The sequence below is a fragment of the Pantoea sp. ABR1s genome (assembly GCF_057812235.1).
This window is the reverse complement of the sequence record NZ_CM173823.1, coordinates 3,188,567-3,200,927: the sequence shown is the minus strand read 5'-3', so window position 1 is coordinate 3,200,927 and position 12,361 is coordinate 3,188,567. Positions and strand designations below refer to the sequence as shown.

12 protein-coding genes are annotated in these 12,361 nt (G+C 58.9%); 6 read left to right on the top strand and 6 right to left on the bottom strand.

Annotation, left to right across the window (positions count from 1 at the left end; translation table 11 throughout):
- Positions 1 to 21: 21 nt before the first annotated feature.
- From dbpA to ACXKZD_RS15160, 3 genes are all read right to left on the bottom strand, one after another.
- On the bottom strand, positions 22 to 1,404 hold the full coding sequence (gene dbpA, locus ACXKZD_RS15170; RefSeq protein ID WP_010255222.1) for an ATP-dependent RNA helicase DbpA: 1,383 nt from the start codon (positions 1,402 to 1,404) through the stop codon (positions 22 to 24).
- Positions 1,405 to 2,679: 1,275 nt separating this feature from the next.
- On the bottom strand, positions 2,680 to 4,068 hold the full coding sequence (locus ACXKZD_RS15165; RefSeq protein WP_033779690.1) for an amidohydrolase: 1,389 nt from the start codon (positions 4,066 to 4,068) through the stop codon (positions 2,680 to 2,682).
- A gap of 90 nt (positions 4,069 to 4,158) precedes the next feature.
- A complete protein-coding gene (locus ACXKZD_RS15160; RefSeq protein WP_010255227.1) occupies positions 4,159 to 5,019 on the bottom strand; it encodes a LysR family transcriptional regulator in 861 nt (286 codons plus the stop codon).
- Between the two features lie 87 nt (positions 5,020 to 5,106).
- On the opposite strand from ACXKZD_RS15160, the gene ACXKZD_RS15155 reads away from it, so the two are divergent.
- The 6 genes from ACXKZD_RS15155 (at position 5,107) to yniD (ending at position 10,810) form a co-directional block, all read left to right on the top strand.
- A complete protein-coding gene (locus ACXKZD_RS15155) occupies positions 5,107 to 6,276 on the top strand; it encodes a cyanate transporter (protein ID WP_033771037.1) in 1,170 nt (389 codons plus the stop codon).
- Between the two features lie 205 nt (positions 6,277 to 6,481).
- Positions 6,482 to 8,137: an L-lactate permease gene (gene lldP, locus ACXKZD_RS15150; protein WP_488981710.1), complete on the top strand. Its 1,656-nt coding sequence runs from the start codon at positions 6,482 to 6,484 to the stop codon at positions 8,135 to 8,137.
- Positions 8,134 to 8,907, top strand: coding sequence for a transcriptional regulator LldR (lldR, locus tag ACXKZD_RS15145; protein ID WP_010255231.1), 774 nt, complete (start codon positions 8,134 to 8,136; stop codon positions 8,905 to 8,907). Before lldP ends, lldR begins: the two co-directional genes overlap by 4 nt.
- Positions 8,907 to 10,094 carry an FMN-dependent L-lactate dehydrogenase LldD gene (gene lldD / locus ACXKZD_RS15140; RefSeq protein ID WP_022625165.1) on the top strand — a complete coding sequence of 396 codons (1,188 nt, stop codon included), beginning with the start codon at positions 8,907 to 8,909 and terminating at the stop codon, positions 10,092 to 10,094. The genes lldR and lldD overlap by 1 nt, the downstream gene beginning before the upstream one ends.
- A gap of 58 nt (positions 10,095 to 10,152) precedes the next feature.
- The gene (locus ACXKZD_RS15135; RefSeq protein WP_010255233.1) at positions 10,153 to 10,581 is read left to right on the top strand and encodes an OsmC family protein; all 429 of its coding nucleotides are present in this window, start codon (positions 10,153 to 10,155) and stop codon (positions 10,579 to 10,581) included.
- Between the two features lie 121 nt (positions 10,582 to 10,702).
- Positions 10,703 to 10,810: a small membrane protein YniD gene (gene yniD / locus ACXKZD_RS15130; RefSeq protein ID WP_022625163.1), complete on the top strand. Its 108-nt coding sequence runs from the start codon at positions 10,703 to 10,705 to the stop codon at positions 10,808 to 10,810.
- A 115-nt stretch (positions 10,811 to 10,925) separates the two neighbouring features.
- On the opposite strand, the gene ACXKZD_RS15125 is transcribed toward yniD, so the two are convergent.
- From ACXKZD_RS15125 to ACXKZD_RS15115, 3 genes are all read right to left on the bottom strand, one after another.
- Positions 10,926 to 11,156, bottom strand: a complete 231-nt coding sequence (locus ACXKZD_RS15125) for a hypothetical protein (RefSeq protein ID WP_029519422.1) — start codon at positions 11,154 to 11,156, stop codon at positions 10,926 to 10,928.
- 99 nt (positions 11,157 to 11,255) lie between these two features.
- Positions 11,256 to 11,426, bottom strand: coding sequence for a hypothetical protein (locus tag ACXKZD_RS15120; RefSeq protein ID WP_003850083.1), 171 nt, complete (start codon positions 11,424 to 11,426; stop codon positions 11,256 to 11,258).
- Between the two features lie 172 nt (positions 11,427 to 11,598).
- Positions 11,599 to 12,249: a CPBP family intramembrane glutamic endopeptidase gene (locus ACXKZD_RS15115; protein ID WP_010255238.1), complete on the bottom strand. Its 651-nt coding sequence runs from the start codon at positions 12,247 to 12,249 to the stop codon at positions 11,599 to 11,601.
- Positions 12,250 to 12,361: the final 112 nt, after the last annotated feature.

Genomic DNA, 12,361 nt, shown 5'->3' with positions numbered 1-12,361 from the left:
TAATCTTCTCGCCCGTTTTATTTAGTCCTTCAGCAGAATCGCCCGGCAGGTTTTGCCTTTGATTTTGCCCTGCTTGAGTTTAACCAGCGCATTTTTGGCCTGATTCGCCTCAATCGCCACGTAGGCGTGGGTCGGCGTCAGGACAATTTTGCCGATCTGCTCGGCACGATAACCCGCTTCACCCGTCAGCGCGCCCAGAATATCTCCCGGACGTATCTTGGCTTTACGGCCACCATCAATGCACAAAGTCATCATAGCTGCAGGCAGCGGCTTGCTGCTGCCCTTTTTCAGCGTGCTGGCAGAGACCCACGGCAGCTTCTGCTGCAGGAAATCTTCCAGCGCATGCGCGCGAGCCATCTCATCGGCAGCAACCAGGCTGACCGCAACGCCATGTTCGCCCGCACGCGCCGTACGACCAATGCGGTGCAGGTGGATTTCAGGATCCCAGGCGAGCTGATAGTTAACCACCATCGCCAGCGATTTGATGTCGAGTCCGCGTGCAGCGACGTCGGTGGCGACCAGCACGCGACCACTGCCGTTAGCGAAGCGGATCAGCACGCGTTCGCGATCGCGCTGCTCCAGATCGCCATGCAAAGGCAGGGCGCTGATATCACGCGCGTTAAGCGCCGCGGCGACATCATCACATTCACGTTTGGTGTTGCAGAAGACCACACAGGATGAGGGCTGACGATCGCTGAGCAGGGCTATCAGCAGACCCAGTTTTTCATTGTGGCTGGCTTCGAAAAACTGCTGATCGATTGAAGGCAGTTCGCTGACATCTTCTGTCACCACGCTCAGCGCATCACGCTGAAAGCGGGTGCTGATGGCCGTAATGCCGTCTGGCCAGGTGGCGGAAAAGAGCAGCGTCTGGCGCGAAGCGGGCGTCGCTTCAATGATCGTTTCCATATCATTCAGGAAACCCATCTCCAGCATCCGATCGGCTTCATCCAGGACCAGCGTGCTGAGCTGGTCCAGCTTGAGGTTTTCGCGGTTAATGTGGTCGAGGATACGACCCGGCGTGCCGACCACGATATGGGGCGGATGCACCAGCGAATCACGCTGTGCGCTCATCGGCTGTCCGCCACACAGAGTGAGAACTTTGATGTTGCGGGTGAAGCGCGCCAGCTGGCGCAGCACATTGCCTACCTGATCCGCCAGTTCACGGGTCGGACAGAGAATCAGTGCCTGGGTCTGAAAGCGGGCGCTGTCGATATGGTGCAGTAAACCAATACCAAAGGCAGCCGTTTTACCGCTGCCGGTTTTCGCCTGCGCGCGCACGTCGCGTCCCTGCAGAATGGCGGGCAGCGTGGCGGCCTGCACGGGCGTCATGCTGGTGTAGCCCATCTCGCGCAGGTTTTCGAGCTGGCTGTCGGGAAGCGAATTGAGGGTAGAAAAAGCGGTCACGGGCGCGGCCTCTGAGGCTGAAAGTGTAGGGCATTATTGCGGGGCAAGTCTGGCAGAAAGCACGCCTGACAGCAACGGGAACCTCGATGGTTAGCAGTATGAAACTATATCTGTCAGAGGGCTTAGGAATAGACTGAAGTTTACGGGAAAAAGGTGGTTTATTTTTATAGATTAACCCCGACTCAATATGATTGTTCCAGGATGACGATCCTTTGAGGCCAGTGGTTATTTGATAAGTAGCCGTTTTTAAATATTTATTTCATTGTTAATCAGATAAATCCTTAACTACTACTCCAGTAATAGAATTAATCATTAAAAAATATCACCACTGGTGCCGATAAAAATCCTGAGCTAATTGCTTTATATTTAGCGCGCCATATTCCTGGTACAACGACCGGTAGAGGGTATTTGCATTGAGTAATCGCATCCAGGGACCACATGAAAATGTGCTTAAAATAGTAGGCCGCGCCGTACTGACACTGCATGTTCATGGAGAGAGCTTATCGGCTGATAAGATCGCTTCGATGATTGCGTGTTATGCGGAAGATGAGCCCTGTGATCAGGAAGATCGTCGCTTATACGCGCTGGCAATGGAACTAATGTCGAATGATAAATGGGCCAAAAGCGCGTAACCCGCACTCCGCTCAGGTAAATGCAGAGCCTCCCTTGTGGAGGCTCTGTTGTTTTTGGGGGAGTAGGTTTGCGTTGTGGGGCAGGTACTGGCTCCCGGCGCTTTAGGTAAGGTGGTCGTCTGTAACCGGGCCTGAGCCGGCTCGATCTCTCCGCATTTGCTGAGAAGGCTCAGCGCGGGCGATTACGCACCTCATCCCTGAGGTGCGCCCGTAGCCGGGCCAACGCGTTGCGTTGTTCAAAAATGCTCCCGGCGTTTTTGTCCGTGGCCCGTGATGCTTTGCTACAGGCATATGCTACCTTCGCTTCACGTCCGGCAGATGCTTCCCGTTTCAGGACCGTCGCTGCTGGTAAACCACGGGTACTGAGAATCTATCAGCAATAAACAAGCTTAAAGCGCAGGGAAGCCGGTCAGAAGAGGAAAGCGTCCCGCGCCAGGGACGGCGCGGGCCGAGCGGCCATGGATGGCTTAAGCGCCTTTCCGATCTGACCGGTTTCCCTGAGCCGGCTCGATCTCTCCGCATTTGCTGAGAAGGCTCAGCGCGGGCGATTACGCACCTCATCCCTGAGGTGCGCCCGTAGCCGGGCCAACGCGTTGCGTTGTTCAAAAACGCTCCCGGCGTTTTTGTCCGCAGCCCTGCTGTTTCAGGCTGATGCCAGCGCAAACACTGGTTTACCGCGCGAGAAGGTCGCGACGACCGGCGAAATCCGTGCCACGGCTTCGGCGGAACAGCTCGCCGCTACCAGCATCATGCTCGCTTCATCGCCCGGTACTGGCCACTGGCGGTCACCCTGGGCTGTCAGCGGCAGCCGATCGTCTGTGGCGATCGCCAGCGCCCGCGACAGCGAGAACTCATCCGATCCCCGATAGAGCTGCGCATAGAGATTCGCTTTTTCCAGCATGCTGCCGGTGCCAAACGGTGACCAGTGATCGATAACGCTGTCGGTGCCGGTCATCACCTTCACGCCCGCTGCCTGTAATTGCGGAATCGGCATGGTCAGCTTGCCGATCGGCAGCGTAGAGGCGACGCTGAACTGCTGCTCCGCCAGCCCTTCGATCATCTTATCCAGCGTACTGCCGGTCAGGGTCGCCAGCGCAAAACCGTGGCTCAGCGTCACTTTGCCCTTCAGCGCCGGATTCTTTGCCACGGTGTCAATCATGTACTGAATCGCCGCCACGCCAGCAGGTGAGGTTTCATGCAGATGTATATCCACGCCGCGCTGATAGTCGAGCGCAATCTGGAACATCGCATCCAGTGACTTCTCCATGGCACCATCGACATTGGTGGGGTCCAGGCCGCCGACATACTCAACGCCGTGCTGCATCGCCTCGCGCATCAGCCCATCGACCTGCGAGTGCAGCAGGCCGTGCTGTGGAAAGGCCACAATCTCGCAGGGAAAGGCGGGATGACGGGCTAATGCCGCCTGCAGATGCTCCAGACTTTGCAGGCCGCTGACCGGATCGATATTGCAATGGCTGCGGGCGCGGGTGGTGCCTTTGGCGTGCAGCAGGGCGATCAACCCTTCGGCGCGCGCCTGAGAGTGCGGCAGCAGTTGCGGAATCAGCACCTGTTCACGCGCAATCATGTCCATGATGGTTTTGCCCTGACGGGGACGCGGAGCCTGCCACGGGCCGCCGTAGAAGGTTTTATCAAGGTGGATATGCATATCCTGGGTGGCGGGCAGCAGCAGGGCATCCTGTGCATCCCACGACGGCAGGGTGCTGTCACCCTGACCCGCGGGTGTCAGCTGGTCAATTTTACCGTCGCGCACGCTGATGTCGTAACGCCCGGTGCGGGTCGCAACGATCTCATCATCCTCACGGATAAAGCCCTCCTCCAGCCGCACATTGCGCAGCAGATAGTGATCCTGCCGGGGCAGGGCGGCGGGCTGGTCGGGATTGATGGAGGACAAAGGTGATGGCGTGGCGGCACTGGCCTGGCCGAGACCGGCGGCCAGCAAGCCGCCTGCGGCGGTCCAGCGGACGCTCTGCCCAAGGAAATCACGGCGGCTCGGCGAAGAGGAAATAGGCATCAGAGGCTCCTGCAAAGTGAACAAGGTCTTAATCTGACAAACGACGCTCCACCCTGCTGCGTTATTTTCCACTGACGACTATTCGATATCTCACTGCCAGCGCAGCTGGCTGAAGGTTGCCAGGGATTCCGCCAGCTCGCGCTGCAGCGGATCCTGCGGATGACGACAGAACAGCGCCAGTTCGAAGGTATCAATCACCGGCAGACCCTGTTCCGGGCCCAGTACCCGATGTTGCGGCAGGCGGCAGCTGGCGGGCAGTAATGTCAGCCCCAGACCCTGCGCACTGGCGGCGGCCAGCGCGACCAGGCTGGCGCTGCTGTAACTAATGCGCCAGCTACGGCCCAGTGCGTCGAGCGTCTGACACACCTCATCGCGATAGAGCCCCTGCTGGGGAAACAGCACCAGCGGTACCGGCGTCTGCTCAAAGCAGGGCCACTCTGCGCTATCGAGCCACAGCAGGGGTTCAGGACGCGACGCCAGCGGACGCTCGCCAGCGGGCTGTTTAATCAGCATGATGTCGAGCTCTTCACGCTGCCAGGCGCGACGCAGCTCCACCTGCATGCCACTCATCACATCCAGCCGAAGTTGCGGATGGTCGCGACTGAAGTGCGCCAGCAGACCGGCCGTGGGCGCGGCGAAATCTTCCGGCACGCCAAGACGCAGCACACCGTCGCGCCACTGGTCACTCAGCACATCGTGCGCTTCCCCATTCAGGGCGATAATCCGCCGGGCGTAGCCTAAAAGCTTCTCGCCCTCTTCGGTGATCTGCACCTGATGCGAGGAGCGGTTCAGCAGCTCTTTGCCGACCATCTCCTCCAGCCGTCGCACCTGCTGGCTGACGGTGGATTGCGACAGGTGCACCCGGTCGGCGGCGCGTGTAAAGCTGGCGGTTTCGCACACCGCGACAAAGCTGAGCAGCTGCTGCGGAGTAAACATCGGCTGACGATTCATATTTCCACTACCTGGCAGAGTAATATTTCATTTCCAGATAGTAGCGACTGCTGCCAGGCTGGCAACTTTTAACTGTGTGGATCTCAGATGAAGAGAGAGAACAACCTGCTGCTGGCGGCGCTGGTGCTGGCCGGGCTCAATATGCGACCGCTGATGACCTCGGTCAGTCCGTTACTCGGCGAGCTGCGGCAGAGCATCGGTCTGTCGCCGCTGGCGGCATCGCTGTTGCCTGCGGTGCCGATGATGATGATGGGTGCCATTGCGTTAGTCAGCGCCCCGCTGATGCAGCGCTTTGCGGTACGTAAACTGCTGCTGGGTGGCCTGTTGCTGTTGCTGCTGGCGCTGGTGAGTCGGCTGTTTGTGGCTGACGGAGGCTGGCTGGTACTGAGTACTGTGCCGGGAGGGGCGGGCATTGGCATTGTGCAGATGGCGATGCCGGGATTGATCCGTCAGCGATTTGGCAGCCGCAGTGCCGGCGTGACCGGACTGTGGGCAGCGGCGCTGATGGGCGGCGGCGGGATTGGCGCGGCGATCTCGCCGTGGCTGAATGGGCAGCTTGGCTGGCAGGGCGCGCTGAGCAGCTGGGCGCTGCCGGTGGTGCTGGCCATCCTGCTCTGGCTGTTTATCACCACCCCACGTGCAGCCCGGACGGAGGCCGCCGCTCTGCCTTCGCTGTGGCGGAAAACCCGCGCCTGGACGCTGGCGTTGAGCTTCGGTCTGGTGAACGGCGGATATGCCATCTGTGTCGCCTGGCTGCCCGATTTTTATCATCAACTCGGCTGGAGCGCGCAGGCGGGCGGTTCACTGCTTGGCATGATGATCGGCTGTCAGGTCACGGGTGCGCTGCTGCTGCCCTTGCTGGCGCGGGGCCGCGATCGCCGTCCGCTGCTGCTGCTGACACTGGCGATGCAGTTCAGCGGCATGCTCGGTTTCCTGTTTGCGCCACAACTGGCGCCGTGGCTCTGGGCGGGGATTGCGGGCTTCGGGCTGGGCGGGGCATTTCCGCTGGCGCTGGTGCTGGCGCTGGATCATCTGGAGCAGCCGCAGGCTGGCGCGCGGCTGGTGGCTTTTATGCAGGGCGTCGGCTTTATTATCGCGGGCAGCATGCCGTTTATCGCCGGGCAGTTGCATGCGCTCACCGGTCACTTCACCAGCGTCTGGTTATTGCAGGCGGCGGTCACGCTGCTGTTAATCGTGCTTAATCTGCGTTTCCATCCGCGCAGCTATCAGCACGCCTTTCCTGAGGTGAATCGCTGATTTTGGTCCGACCAATTCCGGCAATATTTTTCTCTGGTTCACACTCCGGGAAAATTCGCGCATCTTCTGTTGCCATAGGTTAACAATGCGTTAACTATCTGTTGCCATAAGCCCCGACAGAGCGGTTTGGTCTGACCAATCCGGGGCAGATGGCACCAGCGCTGCGGCTGCGTGCCACGTCACCTTTTCCTCTGGAGATACTGGCATGCAGATCTGGCAACAAAACTACGATCCGCTGGGTAATATCTGGCTTTCAAGCCTGATCGCACTGATCCCGATTCTCTTTTTCTTCTTTGCGCTGATTAAGCTGAAGATGAAAGGCTACCTGGCGGCCACCACCACCGTGGTGCTGGCGCTGCTGGTGGCGCTGTTTCTCTATCAGATGCCGGTTGCACAGGCGCTGGCCGCCGTAGTGTATGGCTTTCTCTATGGCTTGTGGCCGATTGCCTGGATTATTGTCGCCGCGGTGTTCGTCTACAAGATCTCAGTCAAAACCGGCCAGTTCGACATTATCCGCGCCTCTATCCTGTCGATTACTCCCGATCAGCGTCTGCAGATGCTGATTGTCGGCTTCTCGTTCGGGGCGTTTCTGGAGGGGGCTGCGGGCTTTGGTGCGCCGGTGGCGATTACCGCCGCGCTGCTGGTGGGACTCGGCTTTAATCCGCTCTACGCCGCCGGGCTCTGCCTGATTGTGAACACCGCGCCGGTGGCCTTTGGCGCGATGGGCATCCCGATTATTGTGGCGGGGCAGGTGACCGGGCTGGACAGTTTTGCCATCGGCCAGATGGCCGGACGCCAGCTGCCGCTGCTGACCCTGATTGTGCTGTTCTGGATTATGGCGATCATGGATGGCTGGCGCGGAGTGAAAGAGACCTGGCCGGCGGTGGTCGTGGCAGGGGGATCGTTTGCCATTGCCCAGTTCCTCAGCTCCAACTTCCTGGGTCCGGAGCTGCCCGATATTATCTCGTCGCTCGCCTCGCTGATTTCGCTGACGCTGTTCCTGCGGGTCTGGAAGCCGGTGCGCATCTTCCGCTTTGCCGATGCAGAGGCGAAACAGGGCGATCCGTTGCTGCCACCGCAGAAGTATCGGCTGGGGCAGGTGATCCGCGCCTGGATGCCGTTCCTGTTTCTCACCGCCACCGTCACGCTCTGGAGTATCCCGCCGTTTAAAGCGCTGTTCGCCAAAGGCGGTGCGCTCTATGAGTGGGTGCTGGCTATGCCGGTGCCGATGCTGAATGAGCTGGTGGCGCGGATGCCGCCCGTGGTCGGCACTGCAACCCCTTATCCGGCCATCTTTAAGCTGGATCTGGTGTCCGCCACCGGCACCGCCATTTCAATTGCGGCGATCATGGCGATGATTTTCCTGCGCATGAAGCCAAAGGCGGCATTGCAGACTTTTGGTGAAACGCTGAAAGAGCTGGCGCTGCCGATCTACTCTATCGGGATGGTACTGGCCTTTGCCTTTATCTCGAATTACTCCGGGCTGTCTGCGACGCTGGCACTGGCGCTGGCTCACACCGGCCACGCTTTTACCTTCTTCTCACCGTTCCTGGGCTGGCTGGGCGTCTTCCTGACCGGATCAGACACCTCATCGAATGCGCTGTTTGCTGCTTTACAGGCCACGACCGCGCAGCAGATTGGCGTCTCCGATATTCTGCTGGTGGCGGCCAACACCACCGGTGGCGTGACCGGTAAGATGATCTCGCCGCAGTCGATCGCTATCGCCTGTGCGGCGGTCGGGCTGGTGGGTAAAGAGTCCGACCTGTTCCGGTTTACCGTTAAACACAGCCTGATTTTCACCTGTATGGTCGGTGTGATAACCACGCTTCAGGCCTACGTCTTCCCCTGGATGATCCCATGAGCAGCAATGCTGATCCGCTGGTGACGCGCCTGCGGGCCTATATCACCGAACATCAGCTCGAGCCGGGCATGCGCCTGCCCGCCGAGCGTCAGCTCTCTGCGGAGCTTGGCGTCTCGCGCTCCTCGCTGCGTGAAGCCATACAACAGTTGATCAGCAACGGCATGCTGATTAGCCGACGCGGCGGCGGCACCTGGATCCGTCAGCAGCTGGCGCCCTGGTCGGAACAGCGCATCGTCGAGCCGATTCGCCAGCTACTGCGCGACGATCCCGACTACCGCTACGACATTCTGGAAGCGCGCCATGCCATCGAGGCCAGCACCGCCTGGCACGCCGCACTGCGCGCCACCGACGCCGACAAAGAGAAGCTGCAGTACGCTTTCGACGCCACCCTGAAACTGAAAGAGAGTGACGATCCCGATCTCGCCGCCCAGGCTGATGTGCGCTTCCATCTGGCGATTGCCGAGGCGTCGCACAACGTAGTGCTGCTGCAGACCATGCGTGGTTTTTTTGAGCTGCTGCAATCATCGGTAATGCAGAGCCGTCAGCGCATGTATACCCAGCCCGCGATTTTTGCCCGCCTGACTGAACAGCATCAGGCGCTGCTCGATGCGATCCTCACGGGCGATGCCGACGCTGCGCGCCAGGCGGCGATGCAGCATCTGGGATTCGTGCACACCACCATGAAAAGCCTGCATGAAGATGAAGCGCGTCAGGCGCGCATCACCCGCTTACCGGATAACGACACACGCAACCCAAAGGAATCTGACTGATGATTATCTCCGCTGCCAGTGACTATCGCGCGGCCGCGCAACGTATCCTGCCGCCGTTCCTGTTTCACTATCTTGATGGCGGTGCCTATGCCGAGCACACCCTGCGTCGCAACGTAGAGGATCTCTCGGATGTGGCGCTGCGCCAGCGCATTCTTAAAAATATGTCGGAACTGAGTCTTGAAACCAAACTGTTCAATGAAACCCTGTCGATGCCGGTTGCGCTGGCACCGGTCGGCCTGTGCGGCATGTATGCCCGCCGGGGTGAAGTACAGGCGGCGCGCGCGGCAGACCTGAAAGGCATTCCGTTTACCCTGTCGACCGTCTCGGTCTGCCCGATCGAAGAGGTGGCCCCGCAGATTAAGCGTCCCATGTGGTTCCAGCTCTATGTGCTGCGTGACCGCGGCTTTATGCGCAACGCGCTGGAGCGCGCCAAAGCCGCCGGTTGCTCTACGCTGGTGTTTACCGTGGATATGCCCACGCCGGGCGCGCGCTATCGCGATGCGCACTCCGGTATGAGCGGCAATCACGCGGCGCTGCGTCGTTACTGGCAGGCGGTCACCCATCCACAGTGGGCGCTGGATGTGGGTCTGCAGGGGCGTCCTCACGATCTGGGGAATATCTCCACGTATCTGGGCAAGCCTACCGGGCTGGAAGATTACATCGGCTGGCTGGCGAATAATTTCGATCCCTCTATCTCGTGGCGCGATCTGGAGTGGATCCGCGAGTTCTGGGATGGACCGATGGTGATCAAGGGCATTCTCGATCCGGAAGATGCGCGTGATGCGGTGCGCTTTGGCGCCGATGGCATCGTGGTCTCTAATCACGGCGGACGCCAGCTGGATGGCGTGCTCTCCTCGGCGCGTGCGCTACCGGCCATTGCCGATGCGGTAAAAGGTGACATCGCCATTCTGGCGGACAGTGGCATTCGCAACGGGCTGGATGTGGTGCGGATGATTGCGCTGGGCGCAGACAGCGTGCTACTGGGACGGGCATTTATCTATGCGCTGGCAACCCACGGTCAGCGCGGCGTAGAAAACCTGCTGACGCTGATTGAAAAAGAGATGCGCGTTGCCATGACCCTGACCGGCGCGAAGTCGATCGGTGAAATTACCCGCGATTCGCTGGTGCAGGCGGAAGCGTTACTGGCACCGCAGAGCACACCGCCACGTCCCCGCGCGGTGAGTTGAGCCTGCGAAAATGAATGTATTGTCTATACTTAGCTTCTTTACCAACAGGAGGAACGACATGACCATTCATAAGAAAGGTTCGGCGCATTGGGAAGGCGATATCAAAGGCAAAGGCACCGTCAGCACCGAGAGCGGCGTGCTGAGCCAGCAGCCTTATGGCTTTAACACCCGTTTTGAAGGCGCCAAAGGCACCAACCCGGAAGAACTGATTGGTGCAGCGCATGCAGCCTGTTTCTCTATGGCGCTGTCGCTGATGCTGGGCAACGCAGGTCATCCACCGGAAAGCATTGATACCACGGCCGACGTGTCGCTGGACAAAAAAGGCGATGGCTTTGCCATCACCAAAGTGGCACTGACCAGCACCATCTCTCTGCCAGGCATTGATGAGTCGACCTTCGACGAGATCATCAATAAAGCCAAAGCGGGCTGCCCGGTTTCTCAGGTACTGAACGCGGAAATTACGCTGGATTACACCCTGAACAACTGATGCCGGTAACGGGTCGCCTTTTGGCGGCCCGGGCGTTATGCTATGCCTCACCGGTCCTGTTGCTGACCGGAACAGATGCGCCTTCTGGCGCATCTTCGCTTTCTGATCAGAGGAAACTGAGGTGACGAGATACCGGGCAGCCAAAAAATACTGGAAGATGGTGCTGGTTCTGTTGTGCATCTGTGGCGCGCTGCTGCTGATCCGCTGGGCTGCCATGATCTGGGCCTGAACAGATGAAGGGGATTGGCCGCCACACGCTGGGCATATTATTAATGGTGATTATTGTGCTGGAAGCGGTTCACTATCTGCTTACTGCCTCATGGCTGCCGTGGCGATAAACGCGCTCAGACAAAGGCATCCTCGCGCCTTTTAGCCCGCACATCGCTGCGCGCAATGCGATAAGCCTTGCGCGGATCGCCCACCACAAACTCAAAGGTTGGCGTGTAGTAAAATGGCAGCCAGCCGCCATAGCTGCTCTCCCACTCCCAACGGACGGGGCAGGGCCACAGAATGCCATCATACAAAAGATAGTAAACCCAGCGTCCACCAGGACGACGGGGGCGTGATGTTTTCATGGGATTCACAACGATAATGGTTAACAACAGCTTATATTTTGTACGCTAAAGCGTCAGCTTGCAACGTTACAGCCCTGCTTTATTGAACCTGGCCCTGAATTAGCGATGTACTTCGCCGCACAGCAGTACCACATTCGGTCTGACTTTATGAATGCGGTTCGCCATCGTTTCACAGTCGACCTTCGTCGGATAGATGCGCTCTGATACCGGCAGCGCCTCGCAGGCATCGTAGCCGCATGCGCTCACTAACAACACAAATCCTATCAACATAGATCCTCTCCTTTACACGGTCTGGTGGTCCGGACTGTGGTGCTTTTTATCCCTTTTTAACATCCAGTATAGACAAACGTGCCGGGGCGGCATTGTCAGTGTGAGCTATGGTCCGCCAGCCAGGATGTGATGCGGCGGCCTGTAAGGTGTGTCAGAAGGGGCGGGCCTGGCGCTAGCCTGCGAAATACCAGGCGGGCAGCAGCGCAATCAGGTTATTCAGCGTGTGCAGGAAGATGGGCAGCGCCAGACTGTTACTCCGCAGCCGGGCGTAACAGAGCAGTAGCGAAAACAGCGTCAGGGCGATAAGGGTCTGCCAGTGCACATACTGCGTATGCATCACCGCAAACAGCAGTGAGGTCAGCAGCATACAGGCAAAGCGGCTCCGTGGCGCCCACAGCAGAAAGCCCTGCAACAGAAAACCGCGGAACAGCACCTCTTCAAACACCGGTGCGAGCAGCACGGCGGTGAGCAGCAGGATCAGCAGCGAATTACGTCCCTGCTGGGCCTGCATCACCAGCCATCCTTCCGGCTGCATGAACTGCATCTGTGCGGCCATCAGAACAAATAGCGCGCCAGTAAACAGCAGAGTTTGCAGCGTGCAGAGTTCACCCAGCGGCAGGTCTGTACGGCGCTGGCAGTAAAAGCGGTAAAGCGGATAGATAACAGCAAATTCAAACAGGCAGAGCACCGGCACCAGCAGGCCGTCATTACGCAGCACGCTGTAATTAGGGAACAGCGTGATCAGCATGGTAACCAGGTAATAGACCACAAAGCTGCCGACGTAGAACAGCGTCAGTGTCACTCTGTCGGAATTGGTATTCATAGGCGACTCTGCCAGCGAAGGTTAGCGCATAGTAGCAATGCACCAGATCGCTGTCGAGTCAGCCTGTAACACAATATTTAAGCGCAAAATGTTTACCGCAGACTAAACACCC

What these genes read in the sequence shown, in the direction of transcription:
- ACXKZD_RS15125 (WP_029519422.1), bottom strand. Translation starts at nt 11,156, where the DNA reads ATGAAAACATCACGCCCCCGTCGTCCTGGTGGACGCTGGGTTTACTAT.
- ACXKZD_RS15120 (WP_003850083.1), bottom strand. Translation starts at nt 11,426, where the DNA reads ATGTTGATAGGATTTGTGTTGTTAGTGAGCGCATGCGGCTACGATGCC.
- ACXKZD_RS15135 (WP_010255233.1), top strand. Translation starts at nt 10,153, where the DNA reads ATGACCATTCATAAGAAAGGTTCGGCGCATTGGGAAGGCGATATCAAA.
- lldR (WP_010255231.1), top strand. Translation starts at nt 8,134, where the DNA reads ATGAGCAGCAATGCTGATCCGCTGGTGACGCGCCTGCGGGCCTATATC.
- ACXKZD_RS15115 (WP_010255238.1), bottom strand. Translation starts at nt 12,249, where the DNA reads ATGAATACCAATTCCGACAGAGTGACACTGACGCTGTTCTACGTCGGC.
- ACXKZD_RS15155 (WP_033771037.1), top strand. Translation starts at nt 5,107, where the DNA reads ATGAAGAGAGAGAACAACCTGCTGCTGGCGGCGCTGGTGCTGGCCGGG.
- lldD (WP_022625165.1), top strand. Translation starts at nt 8,907, where the DNA reads ATGATTATCTCCGCTGCCAGTGACTATCGCGCGGCCGCGCAACGTATC.
- ACXKZD_RS15160 (WP_010255227.1), bottom strand. Translation starts at nt 5,019, where the DNA reads ATGAATCGTCAGCCGATGTTTACTCCGCAGCAGCTGCTCAGCTTTGTC.
- ACXKZD_RS15165 (WP_033779690.1), bottom strand. Translation starts at nt 4,068, where the DNA reads ATGCCTATTTCCTCTTCGCCGAGCCGCCGTGATTTCCTTGGGCAGAGC.
- lldP (WP_488981710.1), top strand. Translation starts at nt 6,482, where the DNA reads ATGCAGATCTGGCAACAAAACTACGATCCGCTGGGTAATATCTGGCTT.